The 17,157-nt window shown below is 70.0% G+C and carries 15 protein-coding genes; 12 read left to right on the top strand and 3 right to left on the bottom strand.

Annotation, left to right across the window (positions count from 1 at the left end; translation table 11 throughout):
• Positions 1-228 precede the first annotated feature (228 nt).
• Positions 229-987: a DeoR/GlpR family DNA-binding transcription regulator gene (locus tag ABDW59_RS21940; RefSeq protein ID WP_343633132.1), complete on the top strand. Its 759-nt coding sequence runs from the start codon at positions 229-231 to the stop codon at positions 985-987.
• A gap of 21 nt (positions 988-1,008) precedes the next feature.
• Here ABDW59_RS21940 and ABDW59_RS21945 read toward each other — a convergent pair whose 3' ends face one another.
• Positions 1,009-1,968, bottom strand: a complete 960-nt coding sequence (locus tag ABDW59_RS21945; protein WP_343633134.1) for a tetratricopeptide repeat protein — start codon at positions 1,966-1,968, stop codon at positions 1,009-1,011.
• Positions 1,969-2,119: 151 nt separating this feature from the next.
• On the opposite strand from ABDW59_RS21945, the gene purE reads away from it, so the two are divergent.
• The 11 genes from purE to ABDW59_RS22000 all read left to right on the top strand — a co-directional run bounded on the left by purE (position 2,120) and on the right by ABDW59_RS22000 (position 13,765).
• Positions 2,120-2,608, top strand: coding sequence for a 5-(carboxyamino)imidazole ribonucleotide mutase (gene purE, locus ABDW59_RS21950; protein ID WP_343633183.1), 489 nt, complete (start codon positions 2,120-2,122; stop codon positions 2,606-2,608).
• Positions 2,608-3,768, top strand: a complete 1,161-nt coding sequence (locus ABDW59_RS21955; protein ID WP_343633136.1) for a 5-(carboxyamino)imidazole ribonucleotide synthase — start codon at positions 2,608-2,610, stop codon at positions 3,766-3,768. Before purE ends, ABDW59_RS21955 begins: the two co-directional genes overlap by 1 nt.
• Before the next feature lie 17 nt (positions 3,769-3,785).
• A complete protein-coding gene (locus tag ABDW59_RS21960; protein ID WP_343633184.1) occupies positions 3,786-4,778 on the top strand; it encodes an L-threonylcarbamoyladenylate synthase in 993 nt (330 codons plus the stop codon).
• A 22-nt stretch (positions 4,779-4,800) separates the two neighbouring features.
• Positions 4,801-5,739 (top strand): SGNH/GDSL hydrolase family protein, encoded by a 939-nt coding sequence (locus ABDW59_RS21965; protein ID WP_343633138.1) that lies wholly within the window; start codon positions 4,801-4,803, stop codon positions 5,737-5,739.
• 377 nt (positions 5,740-6,116) lie between these two features.
• Positions 6,117-7,517, top strand: coding sequence for a lipase family protein (locus ABDW59_RS21970; RefSeq protein ID WP_343633140.1), 1,401 nt, complete (start codon positions 6,117-6,119; stop codon positions 7,515-7,517).
• Positions 7,518-7,544: 27 nt separating this feature from the next.
• Positions 7,545-8,243, top strand: a complete 699-nt coding sequence (locus ABDW59_RS21975) for an OmpW family outer membrane protein (RefSeq protein WP_343633142.1) — start codon at positions 7,545-7,547, stop codon at positions 8,241-8,243.
• A 58-nt stretch (positions 8,244-8,301) separates the two neighbouring features.
• Entirely contained in the window at positions 8,302-9,072 is a 771-nt protein-coding gene (gene tsaB / locus ABDW59_RS21980) for a tRNA (adenosine(37)-N6)-threonylcarbamoyltransferase complex dimerization subunit type 1 TsaB (protein WP_343633144.1), read from the top strand.
• Positions 9,069-9,566 carry a ribosomal protein S18-alanine N-acetyltransferase gene (rimI, locus tag ABDW59_RS21985; protein ID WP_343633146.1) on the top strand — a complete coding sequence of 166 codons (498 nt, stop codon included), beginning with the start codon at positions 9,069-9,071 and terminating at the stop codon, positions 9,564-9,566. Before tsaB ends, rimI begins: the two co-directional genes overlap by 4 nt.
• The gene (locus ABDW59_RS21990; RefSeq protein ID WP_343633148.1) at positions 9,563-10,456 is read left to right on the top strand and encodes a uracil-DNA glycosylase; all 894 of its coding nucleotides are present in this window, start codon (positions 9,563-9,565) and stop codon (positions 10,454-10,456) included. Before rimI ends, ABDW59_RS21990 begins: the two co-directional genes overlap by 4 nt.
• Position 10,457: 1 nt before the next feature.
• Complete coding sequence (locus tag ABDW59_RS21995) at positions 10,458-12,560, top strand: EAL domain-containing protein (protein WP_343633150.1); 2,103 nt, start codon at positions 10,458-10,460, stop codon at positions 12,558-12,560.
• A 68-nt stretch (positions 12,561-12,628) separates the two neighbouring features.
• Complete coding sequence (locus ABDW59_RS22000; protein WP_343633152.1) at positions 12,629-13,765, top strand: SAM-dependent methyltransferase; 1,137 nt, start codon at positions 12,629-12,631, stop codon at positions 13,763-13,765.
• A 4-nt stretch (positions 13,766-13,769) separates the two neighbouring features.
• Here ABDW59_RS22000 and ABDW59_RS22005 read toward each other — a convergent pair whose 3' ends face one another.
• Positions 13,770-15,743, bottom strand: coding sequence for an alpha/beta fold hydrolase (locus ABDW59_RS22005; RefSeq protein WP_343633154.1), 1,974 nt, complete (start codon positions 15,741-15,743; stop codon positions 13,770-13,772).
• A gap of 185 nt (positions 15,744-15,928) precedes the next feature.
• Complete coding sequence (locus tag ABDW59_RS22010) at positions 15,929-17,155, bottom strand: multifunctional CCA addition/repair protein (RefSeq protein ID WP_343633156.1); 1,227 nt, start codon at positions 17,153-17,155, stop codon at positions 15,929-15,931.
• Positions 17,156-17,157 lie beyond the last annotated feature (2 nt).

A 17,157-nucleotide genomic window follows, 5' to 3' on the forward strand; every position in this document is an offset into this window, starting at 1 on the left:
GTGCGTCGATCGAACGAGCGCACTGTCACAAGACTCCAAGACAAAACAACGACAAACACGAAAAACCACAGCCACGGCGGCGACGGGTGGCGGAAATCCACAACGCCACAGAAAAATCCTCAAACTGTCATGAAGACGGTGGTCGAGCTTTGGATCAATGTGAGGTCCGGCGCGGCGAGCTCAGGCGAGCGGTCCGGAGATCCGATGAACAGGGAGAAGAAGCGATCCATGTGGTCCCAGGAACGACACGACAAGATCCTGCTGCTGCTGCGTGAGCGGCACCGGCTGGCGACGGACGAGGCGGCGCGCGAGCTGGGCGTGTCGCGCGAGACGGTGCGGCGCGACCTGATCGAGCTGGCGCAGGGCGGCAAGCTGGCGCGCGTGCACGGCGGCGCGGTGCAGTCCGAAGTCCCGGCCGAGGCCAGCTATGCCGAGCGCGCGCAATCGCGGCGGCGCCAGAAGCAGGCCATCGCCCGGCAGGCGCTGACGCTGGTCAAGCCGGGACTGAGCCTGTTCATCGACGCGGGCTCGACCACGCATGCGCTGTCGCAGGCCCTGGCGCAGGCGCAGGAGCTGCGGGTGGTGACGAACTCGGTGGCGGTGGCCGACGCGCTGGCCGGCAGGCAGGGCCACGAGGTGATGCTGCTGGGCGGGAGCTACGTCCCGGAGACCTCGGGCACGTTCGGCGAGTTCACCGTCGCGGAGATCGCGCGGCATCGCGTGGACATCGCGTTCATTTCGCCGACGGCGCTGGACGCGCGTCAGGGCGCGACCAGCTATCTCTGGGCAGAGGTCGCGGTGGCGCAGGCCATGCTGGCGCGGGCGCGGCAGCGGGTGTTGCTGGCCGATGCCAGCAAGCTGGGGCAGGGCAGTCGCATGCAGGTCTGCGACTGCGCCGACATCGACGTGTTGATCACCGATCAGGAGGCCGATCCGCAGGAGCTGGATCGCCTGACCCGCGCCGGCGTGGCGCGGGTGATGTTCTGAGCAGGGCTGCTCAGCCTCTGATCAGAAGAGGGCCATGCTCAGCTTGCGGCGGTACTGGTCGACCAGCGGGTCGGCCGGCGCCACGGTGCTGGGGCCCGACAGCTGCACACCGCCAGCTTGCGGCGCGGCCGCATGCGCGGCGGCCGGGGCGGGCTTGGTCATGATCTCGAGGATCGCGACGTAGGTCTTGCGCGCGGCCTCGTCGTTCCAGGCCTTGTCGCGCATGATGATCTCTAGCAGCTCGTCCATCGCGCCAGTGAAGTCGCGGCCGGCGAACAGGCCTTGGGCCAACGCGAAGCGGGCATCGAAGTCGCGCTTGTTGGCGGCGATCGCCGCCTGCAGGGCGGCCGGGTCCAGGCCTTGCGCGGCGCGTTCGGCGGCGGCCAACCACGCGGCCAGCGCGACGAAGCGCGCATGCGGCGTGATCTTGTCCGCCGCGCGATGCGCGACCGGCGCGAACGCGGCTTTGGCGTCCTCCAGCAGATCGGCCTCCAGCAGCGCGCGGACCAGGTCGAAACGGGCGACCTCGTTGGACGGGTCCGCAGCGACGGCCGCGTGCAGCATTTCCAGAGCGCCTTGGGCGTCGCCCTCGTCCATCAGCGCTTGCGCCTCGGCCAGGTCCTCTTCGGCCTCGATCGCCTCGCCGCTGGGGACATGGCGGTCCAGGAACTCGCGGATCTGCGCCTCGGGGATGGCGCCGACGAAGCCGTCCACCGGCTGACCGCCGACGAACAGCACGCAGAAGGGGATCGAGCGCACGCCGAAGGCCTGGCTCAGCTGCGAGGCGATCTCCGGCTGGTCGTCGCTGTTGAGCTTGGCCAGCTTCCAGCGGCCGGCGTAGGCGACCTCCAGCTTCTCCAGCAGCGGACCCAGCGCCTTGCACGGACCGCACCAGGGGGCCCAGATGTCCAGCAGCACCGGTTGCTGCATGGACGCCTGCAGCAGGTCGGCTTCGAAGTTTTGGAGGGTGATGTCGGTCATAGAAAGATGGGGCGGGTCCGGAGGGGCGGCAGGTGGTTCGGGTGGTTCGCGCAGCGGCAAGAACGGCACCTGCGGCTGCCCGCCTACAATTCAAGGTTTCACGATTTGACAGATCGAGGACCGACCCGTGAGCAGCGCCACCACTCCCGACATCGCCCCCGTCATCGGCGTGGTGATGGGCTCCAGCAGTGACTGGGAGACCATGAAGCACGCCGCCGACATTCTGACCGAGTTCGGCGTGCCGTTCGAGGCGCGGGTGGTTTCGGCCCACCGCATGCCCGACGAGATGTTCTCCTATGCGGAGCAGGCTGAGGGCCGCGGCCTGCGCGCCATCATCGCGGGCGCCGGCGGCGCCGCGCACCTGCCCGGCATGCTGGCGGCCAAGACCCTGGTCCCGGTGCTGGGCGTCCCGGTGGCCAGCCGCCACCTGCAGGGCGTGGATTCGCTGCACTCCATCGTGCAGATGCCCAAGGGCATTCCGGTCGCGACCTTCGCCATCGGCACGGCCGGCGCGGGCAACGCGGCGCTGTTCGCCGTGGCCATGCTGGCCCGCGACAACCCGGCGCTGCGTGAGCAGCTCGATGCGTTCCGCAAGCGCCAGACGGCCGCCGCGACCGCGATGACCGAGGAGCTGCGCTGATGCCGCTGCTGCCGGGCGACGCCACGCTGGGCGTGCTGGGAGGCGGCCAGCTGGGCCGCATGTTCGTCCATGCCGCGCAGGCGTTGGGCTACCGCTGCGTGGTGCTGGATCCCGACGCGACCAGCCCGGCCGGCGCGGTCGCGCACGAGCACCTGCGGGCGGACTATCTGGACGCGGCGGCGCTGGAGGAGCTCGCCCGCCGCTGCGACGCCGTCACCACCGAATTCGAGAACGTGCCCGCGCGCGCGCTGGAGCAGCTGGCGGCGACCCGTGTGGTCGCGCCCGGCGCGGCCGCGGTCGCGATCTGCCAGGACCGCGCTCGCGAGAAGGCCCACTTCGACAAGAGCGGCGTCCCCTGTGCTCCGTATGCGGTGCTGCGCTCGGACGCGGATCCGGCGGCGGTGCCCGACGCGCTGCTTCCCGGCATCCTCAAGACGGCCCGGCTGGGCTATGACGGCAAGGGCCAGCGCCGTGTGGCCGATCGCGCGCAACTGGTCGCCGCGTTCGACGAACTGGGCCGCGTGGATTGCGTGCTCGAGCAGATGCTGCCGCTGGCGCTGGAACTGAGCGTGCTGGTCGTGCGCGGCGCCGACGGCGCGGTCGTGACCTATCCCGTGCAGCAGAACCTGCATCGCGACGGCATCCTGGCCGTGACCGAAGTGCCGGCCCCCGACGTCGACGCGGCGCTGCAGGCGCAGGCCCGGCAGTCCGCGGCGGCGATCGCCTCGGGCATGGGCTACGTCGGCGTGCTGTGCGTGGAGTTCTTCGTGCTGAAGGACGGCCGCCTCGTGGTCAACGAGATGGCCCCGCGCCCGCACAACTCCGGCCATTACACGATGAACGCGTGCGACCTCTCGCAGTTCGAGATGCAGGTCCGCGCGATGGCCGGCCTGCCGCTGCGCGAGCCGCGTCTGCATTCGCCGGTCGTGATGCTCAACCTGCTGGGCGACCTCTGGTTCGACGCTGAGGGCCGCGAGCGCGCGCCCGACTGGGCCGGCGTGCTGGCGCTGCCCGGCGCGGAGCTGCATCTCTACGGCAAGACGCAGGCGCGTCATGGCCGCAAGATGGGCCACCTGAACCTCATCGGCGCCAGCGCCGACGAGGCGCGCGCCAGCGCCCGCCGCGCCTGCGCGCTGCTGGGCCTGCCGGACACGTGGTGAGCGGGGAGCGCGAGGTCATGGTGCTGGACGGTCATCAGCCCGACGCGGTCCGCGCCGCGGCGCGCGCGCTGGCCGACGGCGAGCTGGCCGGCGTCCCCACCGAGACCGTCTACGGCCTGGCCGCCCGCGCCGACCGCGACGAGGCGGTGGCCAAGATCTTCGCCGCCAAGGGCAGACCGAGCGACCATCCGCTGATCGTCCATGTGCTGGACGAGGCCGGCGCCCGCGTCTTCGCGCAAGAGATCCCGCCCATCGCCCACAAGCTGATCGAGGCCTTCTGGCCCGGCCCGCTGACGCTGATCCTGCGGCGCGTCCCGGGACTGGCGGCGGCCTCGGCCGGCGGTCAGGACACGGTCGGCCTGCGCTGCCCCTCGCATCCGGTGTTCCGGGCGTTGATGGCCCAATGCCGCGAACTGGGCGTCGAGGGTCTGTCCGCGCCCAGCGCCAACCGCTTCGGCCGGGTCAGCCCGACCACGGCCCAGCACGTCGCCGACGAGTTCGAGCCCGGCCTGCTGGTGCTGGACGGCGGCCCGTGCGACGTGGGCATCGAGTCGACCATCGTCGACTGCAGCCGCGGAGGCCTGGTGCTGCTGCGGCCCGGTGTATTGACGCCGCAGCAATTGGAAACCGCCGCGGGCGTGGCTTTACAAGCGCCCGATGCACGGGCCCCGCGTGCCTCGGGCACACTGGCTGCCCATTACGCGCCGCATGCCACGGTCCGTCTGCTGTCCACCGACGCGCTGCGCGCGGCGTTGACGGGCGGTCGTCCGGCGGGGCTGGCGGTATATTCGCGCACGTCGTTCGGGCCGCAAGGTGCGGGCGCTGAGTTTTTGCACCGCGCGATGCCCGTTCAGGCGCGCGCCGCGGCACGGCAGCTGTTCGCCGTCCTGCGCGAGTTGGACGCCGCGGGCGCGACCGAGATCTGGATCGAGGCGCCGCCCGCGGAGGCCGCCTGGGATGGGGTGCGGGACCGCTTGTCCCGCGCGGCGGCGGCCTTCGCGCCCCGCTGAGTTTTCGAGATTTGGAGTGTTCATGAAGAGTTTGAAGCGCCGTCTGGCCGTCGTGCTGGGCGCGACCGCGATGCTGGCGGCCTGCGGCGGCGGCGGTCAGCAGATCGACCCCTTCCATCCGACGCGGATCATCACCTTCGGCGACGAGACCAGCGCGATCCGCAGCGACGGCACCAAGTACACCGTCAATGGCGTGGACACGACCACCAACGTGGTCAGCTGCAAGCTGAACCCGGTGTGGACGCAGTCGTTGGCGGCCTATTTCGGCCTGGTCTTCGGCGAGTGCAATCCCGACAAGCTGGCCACCCCGACCGGCAAGATGTACGCGGCCCTGGGCGCCAAGGTGGCGGACGTGGCCACGCAGGTCGACCGCCAGATGGCGCTGGACGGATTCAACGGCAAGGACCTGGTCACGGTCCTGGCCGGCGCCAACGACATCCTCGAGCTGTACTCGTCCTTCCCCGCCCAGGACGCGGCCACGCTCGGCAATGCCGCGCAGGCCCGCGGCGAGGCGCTGGGCGACCAGGTCAACCGCATCGCCAACGCCGGCGGCAAGGTCATCCTGTCGACCGTGCAGGACATGGGCCTGACCCCGTTCGCGCTCAAGCAGAAGGCGTCCAACTCGGACACCGACCGCGCCGCGCTGATCAGCGAGCTCTCGCGCCGCTTCAACACCGGCCTGCGTCTGCGCATCGTCAACGACGGCCGCAAGATCGGCCTGATCCTGACGGACGAGACCATGCAGTCGGTGTCCAAGTTCGGCGCCTACTACGGCCTGTCCAACACGACGGACGCGGCCTGCCTGGCCGCCTCGCTACCGCCGCTGTGCACCGACAAGACCCTGGTGGCCAACGCCACCGCGACGACCTACATGTGGGCCGGCGACACGCTGCTCAGCCCGTCGGAGCAATCGCGTATCGCCTCGCAGGCGCAGACGCGCGCGTCGAACAACCCGTTCTGATCGCGTGAAGGTCTTCCGGGCCGTGCGCTCGGGTCCCTTGATTGCCACGGAGCAAGCCCTGACCCCTTCGGGATTGGGCCTTGCCAGACGACCTCCTCACGAGTTCTTCACGAACAGGGAGAAGCCGATCCGGTTTCTCCCTGTTCGCACATTCGCGTGCCAAGTGTTGCGGCCGCGCCGCGAAGCGGACGCAATGTGCGTCTCGCGAGACGGTCGCGCTGGCATGCTGCGCCCTGTCAGGGTTTTCCTCTTGCGAGCGAGACAAGCCCTGCCCTTACAGTGATTGCTGAGAAAAACGAACGACCGTTCGATTTAGTGCCGGCCCCCACCCTCTACGGCCGCACGACACGACGGAGACAACCCCTGGAGAAGTTCCGATGAAAAGCCAATTCACCCTGGTTGGCGTGGCCCTGGCGGCCGCGCTGCTGAGCGCCTGCGGCGGCGGCAGCAACCCCTCCACCGATGACGCGCCGCCCGCGCGCGGCTCGCTGCAGCTCGGCGTCCTGGCGGCACCGCAGCCGGTGACCAAGGCGCAGATCGACGCCGGCACCAAGGCCAAGGGCATCGACGCGATCGCCGGCGCGGCGCAGTGCGACGTCACCATCCGCTACGTCTACTACGCGACCCGCGACCCGCAGAACACCATCGCGATGGCCTCGTCCGCCGTGTTCGTCCCGTCGGGCACCGGCGCGGCCTGCACCGGCAACCGTCCGGTGCTGCTGTATGCGCATGGCACGACGACCGACCAGACCTTCAACATGGCGCAGGTCGACAAGAACGCCGAAGGCTCGCTGGTGATGGCTTTCTTCGCCGCCCAGGGCTACATCGTGGTCGCCCCCAACTACCTGGGCTACGACCGCTCCGGCCTTCAGTACACGACCTACCTGAACGCCGAGCAGTCGGCCATCGAGATGGTCGACGGCCTGCGCGCCGCCAAGACCTACCTGAACAGCGACAGCGACGTGAAGCCCTCGTCCAAGCTGCTGATCTCGGGTTACTCGCAGGGCGGTCACGTGGCCATGGCCACGCAGAAGGTCATCGAGCGCGATTACGCGTCCGAGTTCACCGTCACCGCCGCAGCGCCCATGTCCGGCCCGTACAACCTGGTCAAGTTCGGCGACGTGATCAACACGACCGGCCCGATCAACGCCGGCGCGACGCTGTTCCTGCCGCTGATGCTGACCAGCTATCAGAAGGCCTACGGCAACATCTACTCGGCCCCGACCGACGTCTACCAGCAGCCCTACGCGGCCACCGCCGAGACGCTGTTCCCGACCAAGGAGACGATCACCCAGCTGATCACCGAAGGCAAGCTGCCCAACGACCCGACCTTCACCAAGCTGTTCGGCACGGGCGGTCTGCTGACCGACTCGTTCAAGTCGGGCTACCTGACGTCCAACTTCCGCAAGGCGCTGCAGACCAACACGCTGCTGGGCTGGACGCCCAAGGCCCCGGTGGCCCTGTGCGGCGGCGCGAACGACCCGACCGTGTTCTTCTTCAACACGACGGACGCTCAAGCCGACTTCGCCTCGCGCGGCAAGCTCTACCCGGCCTCCAACCTGGAATCGGCGGCGTCGATGAGCTGGGCCGGCGCGACGACCGCGGCCACCATCGCCGGCGGCTTCGCCCAGGCCAAGGCGGTGACGTCCGCCAACGCGGGCGGCGGCGCGGCCGGTGCGGCCGCGGTGCAGGGCGCCTACCACGGCACCCTGGTGCCCCCGTTCTGCAGCGCGCTGGCGCGCGGCTTCTTCCAGTCGGTCCTGGCCGCCAATCCGTAATTCCCAGGCAGCACGGAGACACATTCCATGAAAAAGAACATCACCCTGATCCTGGGCGCCGCGCTGCTGGCGCTGGCCGGCACCGCGCGCGCCGAAGAGCCGGCGGTCGGCACCCACACGTTCTATCTGGGCCTGGCCCACATCGACGTGAACAGCAAGGCGCCGCCGCTGGCGGGCGGCAGCAAGGTCTTCCCCGCCCCCGGCGCACAGATCCGCGTGGGCGACGCGACGACCACGGGCTTCGGCTACACCTATCGCTTCGCCGAGCGCTGGAGCGGCGAGATCGTCCTGGGCATTCCCCCGTCCCACAAGATCTACGGCAACGGCGTGCTCGCCAACGCCGGCCAGATCGCCGTGGTGCGTCAGATGCCGCCGACGGTCTTCGTCAACTACCACCTCGGTGAATGGCTGCCGAAGTTCCACCCCTTCGTCGGCGCGGGCCTGAACTACACCTACTTCGAGAAAAAACGCAGCACGCCCACCGGCGACGCGATCAGCGGCGGCCCGACCCGTATCACGCTGACCAACTCCTGGGGCGCGGCGGCGCACGTGGGCTTCACCGTGCAATACAGCAAGAACTGGTCGCTGACGGGCACCGCCGCCTACGCGGACGTGCGCAGCAAGATGCGCTCGTACACGACGACCAAGGACGGCGTGGAAGAACTGAGCACCAAGATCAACTTCCGCCCGATGGTGTACACCCTGTCGCTGGGCTACTCCTTCTGATCCTGCGGATCGAGGGGACGTCCCCGTCCCGGGCCGTCCAGGCCGATACACTTGCCGCATGAGCGTGTTGCTGGCCCTGGATAGCTCGACGGAACACATGGCTCTGGCCCTCGTGGGTCAGGGCCATGATCTTTTTGTGGACGCCGACGGCGGGGCCCTGGCCTCGCAGCATCTGGTGCCCGATGCGATGGCGCTGCTGCGGCAGGCTGGCGTCGCACTGAGCCGCGTGGACGCGATCGCCTTCGGCCGCGGCCCCGGCGCCTTCACCGGGCTGCGCACGGCGTGCTCGGTGGCGCAGGGCCTGGCCTTCGGCGCCGGCCGCCCGGTGGTGCCGCTGGACAGCCTGATGCTGGTGGCCGAGGACGCCCGCCAGCAACTGATCACTGAAGCCGGCGAGCGCGCTTTGCCCGCGCCGCTGGAGGTCTGGGTGGCGATGGACGCCCGCATGAACCAGGCCTATGTCGGCCGCTATCGCTGGACCGGCGCGCGCTGGGACACGCTGTTCGGTCCCGCGCTGACCGATCCCGAACCGCTGCGCTTGCTGTGGGCGCTGGAGCCGCCCGCGCTCGTCGCCGGCACGGCGCTGAGCGCCTTCCATCTCGACACCGGCGCGGCCCGGCGGATTCCGGCCACGGTGTCGCGGGCCCGCGCGCTGGGGGCGCTCGCGCAGCAGGCCTTCGCGGCCGGGCTGACCGAGGATGCCGCCAACGCGCTGCCGCTGTACGTGCGTGACAAGGTCGCGCTGACGACGGCCGAGCGCGAGCAGGCCCGCGCCGCCCAAACCGCACAGACAGAGCCGAAGCCCGCGCCCGGCGGAGAGTCCGCATGAGCGCCCAACCCAAGGACCTGAGCTGGCCGGCGTCGCTGCAATCGCTGCAGCCGCTGCGTCCGGTGGATCTGGACGAGGTGATGGCGATCGAGGCGGTCTCGTACAGCCACCCGTGGACACGCGGCAACTTCATCGATTCGCTGGCCGCCGGCTATTCGGGCTTCGTCATGCGCGACGAGCAGGCCCGGCTGTGCGCCTATTTCCTGGCGATGCAGGTCATCGACGAGATGCACCTGCTCAACATCACCGTGACCGCCGACCGGCAGGGCCAGGGTCTGGCGCGCCGCATGCTGGACGCGCTGGCGCTGCTGGCGCGCGCGCGCGGATGCCACCAGATCTGGCTGGAGGTGCGCGAGAGCAACGTCCGCGCCCGCAAGCTCTATGAGCGCTACGGCTTCGCGCAGAGCGGCCTGCGCCGCAACTACTACCCGGCCGACGGCGGACGCGAGGATGCGATCCTCATGACGCTGCGCCTCACGGAGGCCCCGGCATGAGCTGGACCGAACGACAACGCGCGATGCTCGAGGCCATGGGCCTGAAGCTGTGGGCGCCGACTGCGGCCGACGCCGCCGCGCCCCCCGCCCCCGTGGCGGCGCCCGCCGTCGCGCGCGCGGCCGTGCACGAGGGCCCCGATGCGGACGTCGCCGTCGCCGAGCCGCCGGCGCCACGTCGCGTCGCCGAAGTGCTGTCCAAGGCACTGCCGCCGACGGCCGCGCCCGCCGCGCCGGCAGGGGGCGCCCAGGCCGCAACGTCCGGCGACGCTCCGTATGCGCGTCGCCTGAGCGCCGACGCGATCGCCGCGCTGGACTGGACCGGGCTGAGGGACGAGGTGGCGCAGTGCCGCGCCTGCGGGCTCTGCGAGTCGCGCAAGAACACCGTCTTCGGCGTCGGCAACGAACGTGCGCATTGGATGATCGTCGGCGAGGCGCCGGGCGAGCAGGAAGACCTGCAGGGCGAGCCCTTCGTCGGCGCGGCCGGCAGGCTGCTGGACAGCATGCTGCGCGCGATCGGCCAAGGCCGTGGCGAGGGCACGCCCGACCGTCAGGTCTACATCGCCAACTCGCTGAAGTGTCGGCCGCCGCGCAACCGCAATCCGGAGCCGGCCGAGCTCGCCCAATGCGAGCCCTATCTGCAGCGCCAGATCGCGTTGATCCGGCCGCGCATCATCCTCGCGGTGGGCCGCTTCGCGGTCCAGCAGCTGCTGCGCAGCCAGGAGCCCATCGGCCGCCTGCGCGGCCGCGTGCATCGCTACGAGGGCGTGCCGCTGGTGGTGACGTATCACCCGGCCTATCTGCTGCGCAATCTGGCCGACAAGTCCAAGGCCTGGGAGGACCTGTGCCTGGCCATGAAGACCGCCGAAGAGCACGACGGGAAGGCCGGCTGAGATGAGCACGACGCCCGCGCTCCCGACGGGCCGTCCGGCCAAGCCGGCCAAGGATCAGGCGGCGCAGTTCCGTCTGCTGGCCGACAACGTGCCGGTGCTGATCGCGGTCTTCGACGCGGTCGACCGCACCTGCCGCTTCGCCAACCGCCAGTACGCGCGCAGCTTCGGGCTGGACGAAACCAGCGTGCTCGGGCGCACCTTCGCCCAGATCATCGGCGAGGACGCCGCCCGCGAGATCGATCCGCATGTCGAGCGCGTGCTGCGCGACCGCGTCAGCGTCAGCTACGAGCGCCGTCTGGAGCGCCGCGACGGCAGCCCGCACTGGATCGAGGTCAATCTGATTCCCTACGTGCCGCCGGACGCGGACGCGGTCGAATCGGCCTTCGTCCTGATCAGCGACATCACCCGCTTCCGCGAGGCCGAACGCGCGGTGCGCGAGTCCGAGGAGCGCCTGACCAAGTTCATGCAGGCCTCGATGGAGGGCATCGTCTTCCACCGAGACGGTCTCATGACCGACGTCAACCCGCCGCTGTGCGAGCTGGTGGGCTACTCGCTGGAGGAGCTGGTCGGCCGGCCAGCGCTGTCCATGGTGGCGCCCGATCAGATCGAGGTGGTGCGCGAGGTGATGGCTTCCGGCCGCGAGACCCGTTATGCGACCGCCATCCAGCATCGCAGCGGCGAGCGCATCGACGTCGAATTCATCGTCAGGACCATGTGGTTCAACGGCGAGCGTCTGCGCATGACCATCGTGCATGACCTGCGCGCGCACATGGAGGCGCTGGCCCGCATCCAGCACCTGGCCGAGCACGACCCGCTGACGGGCCTGCTGAACCGGCCCGCCTTCATGGAGCGGCTGCGCGAGCGACTGTCGCGACCCGAGGCGCCGCGCGCGGCGCTGCTCTTCATCGACCTGGACAACTTCAAGCGGGTCAACGATTCGCTGGGCCACCTCGAGGGCGATCAGGTGCTGGCCACGGTGGCGGAGCGGCTCAAGGGCGGCCTGCGGGCGAGCGATCTGGTGGCCCGCTTCGGCGGCGACGAGTTCGTCGTGCTGCTGGAGGACGTGCATCAGCGTCGCGATGTACAGACGGTGCTGAACGCGCTGCTCAGCGTCGTCGAGGTGCCGGTGCAGGCGGATGGCCGCGATCTGTCGGTGACGCCGTCCATCGGCGTGGCGATGTACCCGGAGCACGGCGGCACGCCCGAGGAACTGCTGCAGCACGCGGACACCGCGATGTACCTGGCCAAGACCGCCGGCCGCGCCACCTACCGCTTTTTCGAGCCGGCGATGGCCGAGAACGCTTATGCGGATTTCGTGATCGAGGCCGAACTGGCCCAAGGGCTGACGGCGGACGAGTTCGTGCTCTTCTTCCAGCCCCAGGTGGACGCGCAGACCGGGCGGCTCACCGGCGCCGAGGCGCTGCTGCGCTGGCGGCATCCGGAGCGCGGCCTGCTGACGCCGGACGCCTTCATTCTGGTGGCCGAGCGCCATCGGCTGATGGTGCCGCTGGGCGAGTGGGTGATGCACGAGGCCGCGCGGCACGCCCGCAGCTGGCACGAGCGCGGCGTGGCCGAGGTGCCCATCGCGGTCAACCTCTCGAGCATGCAGTTCCGGCTGGGCAGCTTCGCCAAGTCGGTCGCGCATGTGCTCAAGACGGCGGGTGTGCCGGGCAACTGGCTGGAGCTGGAGTTGACCGAGCGCATGCTGACCGACGAGATCGACCGCCTGCCTGAGCTGCTGCAGACGCTGCGCGCGCAGGGGCTGGCGATCTCCATCGACGACTTCGGCACCGGCTACACCGCGCTGAATCAATTGACCCGGCTGCCGTTGGACAAGCTCAAGATCGATCAAAGCTTCGTCGGCGAGCTGCCGGATGACCGCGGCGCGGCCGCGATCACCCGCGCGGTGGTGCAGATGGCCAAGGGCCTGGGACTGCGCGTGGGGGCCGAAGGCGTACGCAACGCGCGGCAATGGCACCTGCTGGCGGAATGGGGCTGCGACGAGCTCCAGGGCGAGGCGATCGCGCCGCCCATGCCCGCCGATGAATTCGAAGCCTGGCTGGCCGCGCGTGGCAAGCCCCGGCTGCCCCGGATCGACACATGACTTCCATGACACCCCCCACCGGACGCGCGAACGGCACGTCCGTCGCTTCCGTTCCCACGTCGACGACGATGGCCTCCGCGTCCCCATCGGCGGGCGCGCCGGCCACGGAACCGGCGATGCTCGCGCGCTTGCGCGAGCTCATCGCTCAGGCCGGCGGCTGGCTGCCCTTCGACCGCTACATGAGCGCGGCCCTGTACGAGCCGGGCCTGGGCTACTACGCCAACGCGCGGCGCAAGTTCGGAACCATGCCGCAGCAGGGCTCGGACTTTGTCACCGCGCCGGAGCTCTCGCCGCTCTTCGGGCGCGCGCTGGCGCGTCAGGTGGCGCAGGCCTTGCAGCACAGCGGCACGGACACGGTGATCGAGTTCGGCGCCGGCAGCGGCAAGCTCGCCGAACAGCTGATCGAGACGCTGGACGCGCTGGGCCAGCCGCTGGCGAAGTACTTCATCGTCGACCTCTCCGGCATGCTGCGTGAGCGTCAAGGGGAGCGGCTGGCGCGCTTCGCGCCCCGCGTCGAATGGCTGGACCGCTGGCCCGACGAGATCCACGGCGTGCTGGTCGCCAACGAGCTGCTGGACGCGATGCCGGTCGAGCTGCTGCGCTGGGACGGCGAGCACTGGCTGCAACGCGGCGTGACGCTGGACGCGCAGGACCAGTTGCACTTCGAGGATCGTCCCGGCGACGCGCGTCCGCCGACGCCGCCGGGGCACGATGTCGGCTTTGTTCCCGGCACGGTGGTCGAGATCCATCCGCAGGCCGAGGCCTTCGTGCGCACGCTGGCGCGGCACCTGAAGCGGGGCGCGGCGTTCTTCATCGACTACGGCTTCCCCGAGTCGGAGTACTACCACCCGCAGCGCACCGGCGGCACGCTGATGTGCCACCACCTGCACATGGCGGATCCGGACCCGCTGGCGCTGCCGGGCCAGAAGGACATCACGACGCATGTGAACTTCACCGGCATCGCGCTGGCGGGGCAGGACGCGGGCATGACGGTGCTGGGCTACACCAGTCAGGCCAACTTCCTGATCAATTGCGGGCTGGTGGAGCTGCTGTCCGAGGCCGACCTCACGCAGCGCGGCATGGCGCACCGCCTGATCGCCGAGCACGAGATGGGCGAACTGTTCAAGGTCGTCGGCTTCGCGCCCGATGACGCGAGCTTCGATGCGCTGGGGTTCAGCGCGGGGGATCGGTCGCACACCTTGTGAGGCCTCAATCCGCCTTCGCTGCCAGGTGGCGGTTGAGGAAGGCCAGCATCCGCTGGCGGTAGAGGCGCTGCTGCGACTCCTCGGCGACGGTCGGCACGTGGTCCCCGTTCAGCGGCAGCCACTCGACGCGTTTGCCGAGCGCCGTCAGTGCGCGCACCATGGTCTCGCTCTGATCGCGCGGCACGATGCGGTCCTCGATGGGATGCGCCAGCAGCAGCGGTGCCTCGATGCGATCGACCTGCGTGATCGGCGCGACCGCCCGCAAGGCCGCCGCATCGACCGAGGGATCGCCCATCAGGCGTCGACGCAGCGCGAGCACGTCCGGCGGCGTCTCCTTGGTCCGCGTGGTGCGCAGGAACTCGACCGGATCGCTGATGCCGGAGAGGCTGATCCCGCAGCGGTAGAGCTTGGGCGTCGTCGCCAGTCCCCACATCGCGGCATAGCCGCCGTAGCTGGATCCGACGATGGCGATGCGCGCCGGATCCGCGATGCCGCGAGCGATCAACTGCTGGACGCCGTCGGTGATGTCGTCCTGCATCGCGCGACCCCATTGCCCATAGCCAGCGGCCTGATACGCGCGGCCAAAGCCGAAGGAGCCGCGGACCTGCGGCTGGAAGACCGCGAACCCTTGCGCGGCCAGCCACTGGACTTCGGCATCCCAGCCCCAGTCGTCGCGATGGATCGGATTGCCGCGCAGAAGCACCACCGTCGGCGCGGGTCCGTCGCTCCTGGGGCGAGTCAGGTAGGCCGGGATGTTCAGGCCGTCGCGCGCCGGATAGCGGTAGGCGGTCACCGGGCGCATGTGGCCGGGATTGATGTCGGGCCGTGCGACGCCCACCGGCGCAATGACCATCCCCGTCGTGTCCAGGCTGTACCAGCGCCCCGGATCCACGTCGCTGCGGCTGTGCACCAGCACGTGTGCCGCATCGCGTTTGCCGATCAGCCGGTTGAGCTTGCCGGGCAAGGCCTGGTCGACGGCCTTCTGCAGACGGGTCCGGCGCTCGTCGAACCAGTACTCCTGGCGCCGGAGGCCGCCGGTGACGGCCGAGTCGTAACCGCCCATGTCCAGGCGCTCCTTGCCCAGGAAATCCTCGGTGGGATGGCCCGCCATCAGTTCGCCGAGCTGGCGCCGATTCGGGTCGTAGCGGAACACGGCGAAGGTGTCGCGACCTGTCCGCGCGCGCACGACGATCTCGCCGTCGTCCAGCACACGAAGGGGTTGCCAGACCGCCTCGAAGTCCGTGGTCTGCTCCAGTTGCTGCCATTTGGCCTTGGCGCCCGGAGGCAGATACCACTGGGTCCAGACGGGCTCGTCCGCTCCAGACGACTTGACGGTCGTCGCCGCGCGCAGCCTGCCCTTGGCGTCGAAGGCCCAGTGCCGGGGCGTGGCGGGCAGCAGCGGGATGATCTCCACCTGCTCGCCGTCGGGCACGTCCACCCAGTGCATCACGTCGTCGTGAATCGACAGCACAGACTTCTTTCCGTCCGGCTGGTCCGGAAGCTGCTCAACGAAAGTGCCCTTGAGCGTCGCAACCAGCTCGCTGCTCGGTCGCAGCACCATGGAGGTGCTGCGCGTCATCCGGACGATGAGCAGATCGGTGTCGATCCAGGTGAGATCGACCACGTCGCCCAGAGCGCCGGAGCGCCAGAACGGCCGCTCGCTGGCGTTGGGCATCACCGCGATGGTCTTCTGCGTCGCGAGCTCCTGCACCAGGGCCACGGGGCGCCGGTCGCCGGTGCCGACCATGGCCAGATGGCGGCCGTCGGGAGACAGGCTGGCGCTGTGGATCGTGGGCTGCGAGAAGAACAGATCGAGCGAGGCGCTGATCGCGGCCTCGCTTGTGGAGGCCGTGGGCTTGCCGGGCGGCGTGTCGGCCTCGGCGGCGAGGGCTGGCGAAACGGGCCAGCCGGGCAGCATCGCCGTGACGGCCGCCGCCGAGATCCAGCGGCGCCGCTCGGGCGAGGATGGCGGCGTCATCGACGACGAATCCAACGATGACTCCAGCGACGACACTGGCGGCGATTGGGGTGGCAGACCAGACATGGGCGCGGACTGTAGGTCGCGCGCCCGCGCATGGGGGACCGCGGGTGTCGTCGTTTTCCCGGTGCCCCGTCCAATGGGGGAGGGGGCTTCCCCGGAGTCGCTGATGCCCTGCGCTCAACTCACCGAGCTTCACGCAGCGCCGCAAGCCGCGCCGCCTGGATCGCCTGCCCGATGGCCGGGCCCTTCTTGCCCTCGGCCAAGGCCGCGGCTGAGATCGCCGCCTGATCCACCGCCTGCACCCGCTGCAGCGCCGCCAGCAGCTTCGCGCGCTGCGGATACTCGCGGTCCTGCAGACCGGCGCGCCCCCGCGCATCGCACTCGCAGGCCAGCAGCAGCTGCGCGAAGCGCTCCGGCCGGCGCAGCGCGTCGCAGCGCTCGATCAGCCGCAGTTGCGCCTCGGGGCTGAAGTCCAGGCTTTGATGCACGTGCGTGTGCTCGCGCGCCACCAGCTCGGCCAGCTCCTTGCACTCCGACGACACGCGCCAGCGCTGAGACAGCGCGATCGCCAGCTTCTCGCTGCGGGTCTCGTGCCTCAGGTGCCGGGGCCATTCATCGCGCGGCGTCACCCCCTTGCCCAGGTCGTGGCACAGCGCGGCATAGCGCACCGGCAGCGGTGCCTGGACCCGCGCGCATTCCTGAAGGACCAGCAGAAGGTGAACGCCGGTGTCGATCTCGGGATGGTGCGCCTCGGGCTGGGGGACGCCGAAGAGCCGATCCAGCTCCGGCGCGATCCGCGCCAGCGCGCCGCAGTCGCGCAGGATCTCGATCATTCTCGCCGGGTGGGCCTCCATCAGACCGCGGGCGATCTCCTGCCAGACGCGCTCGGCAACCAGCGCATCGGCCTCGCCGGCGGCGACCATCTCGCGCATCAGATCCATGGTCTCGGGGGCGACGCTGAAATCGCCGAAGCGGGCCGCGAAGCGCGCGAGCCTCAGGATGCGCACCGGATCCTCCGCGAAGGCCGGCGACACATGCCGCAGCACCCGCGCCGCGAGATCGCGCTGGCCGCCGTGGGGGTCGACGAGCACGCCGTCCGCCCCCCGGGCCATCGCATTGATGGTCAGGTCACGGCGGATCAGGTCTTCTTCGAGCGTGACGCCAGGGTCCGTGTGGAACTGGAAACCGTGGTATCCGGATCCAGTCTTGCGCTCGGTCCGGGCCAGTGCCACCTCTTCATGGGTCACGGGATCCAGGAAGACCGGGAAATCCTTGCCGACAGGAACAAATCCCTTGTCGATCAAGGACTTGGGCGTCTCACCGACAACCACCCAATCGCGGTCCTGCACCGGCAGGCCCAGCAGGGCGTCGCGAACGGCACCCCCGACGAGAAACATTTGAATACTCATGT

Source organism: Roseateles sp. (genome assembly GCF_039595295.1).
Classification (GTDB): Bacteria; Pseudomonadota; Gammaproteobacteria; order Burkholderiales; family Burkholderiaceae_C; genus Roseateles.

Bases quoted from the DNA above. Each gene is read 5' to 3' on its own strand.
- ABDW59_RS21940 (WP_343633132.1), top strand. From the start codon at position 229: ATGTGGTCCCAGGAACGACACGACAAGATCCTGCTGCTGCTGCGTGAG.
- ABDW59_RS21945 (WP_343633134.1), bottom strand. From the start codon at position 1,968: ATGACCGACATCACCCTCCAAAACTTCGAAGCCGACCTGCTGCAGGCG.
- ABDW59_RS21955 (WP_343633136.1), top strand. From the start codon at position 2,608: ATGCCGCTGCTGCCGGGCGACGCCACGCTGGGCGTGCTGGGAGGCGGC.
- ABDW59_RS21960 (WP_343633184.1), top strand. From the start codon at position 3,786: ATGGTGCTGGACGGTCATCAGCCCGACGCGGTCCGCGCCGCGGCGCGC.
- ABDW59_RS21965 (WP_343633138.1), top strand. From the start codon at position 4,801: ATGAAGAGTTTGAAGCGCCGTCTGGCCGTCGTGCTGGGCGCGACCGCG.
- ABDW59_RS21970 (WP_343633140.1), top strand. From the start codon at position 6,117: ATGAAAAGCCAATTCACCCTGGTTGGCGTGGCCCTGGCGGCCGCGCTG.
- ABDW59_RS21975 (WP_343633142.1), top strand. From the start codon at position 7,545: ATGAAAAAGAACATCACCCTGATCCTGGGCGCCGCGCTGCTGGCGCTG.
- tsaB (WP_343633144.1), top strand. From the start codon at position 8,302: ATGAGCGTGTTGCTGGCCCTGGATAGCTCGACGGAACACATGGCTCTG.
- rimI (WP_343633146.1), top strand. From the start codon at position 9,069: ATGAGCGCCCAACCCAAGGACCTGAGCTGGCCGGCGTCGCTGCAATCG.
- ABDW59_RS21990 (WP_343633148.1), top strand. From the start codon at position 9,563: ATGAGCTGGACCGAACGACAACGCGCGATGCTCGAGGCCATGGGCCTG.
- ABDW59_RS21995 (WP_343633150.1), top strand. From the start codon at position 10,458: ATGAGCACGACGCCCGCGCTCCCGACGGGCCGTCCGGCCAAGCCGGCC.
- ABDW59_RS22000 (WP_343633152.1), top strand. From the start codon at position 12,629: ATGGCCTCCGCGTCCCCATCGGCGGGCGCGCCGGCCACGGAACCGGCG.
- ABDW59_RS22005 (WP_343633154.1), bottom strand. From the start codon at position 15,743: ATGACGCCGCCATCCTCGCCCGAGCGGCGCCGCTGGATCTCGGCGGCG.
- ABDW59_RS22010 (WP_343633156.1), bottom strand. From the start codon at position 17,155: ATGAGTATTCAAATGTTTCTCGTCGGGGGTGCCGTTCGCGACGCCCTG.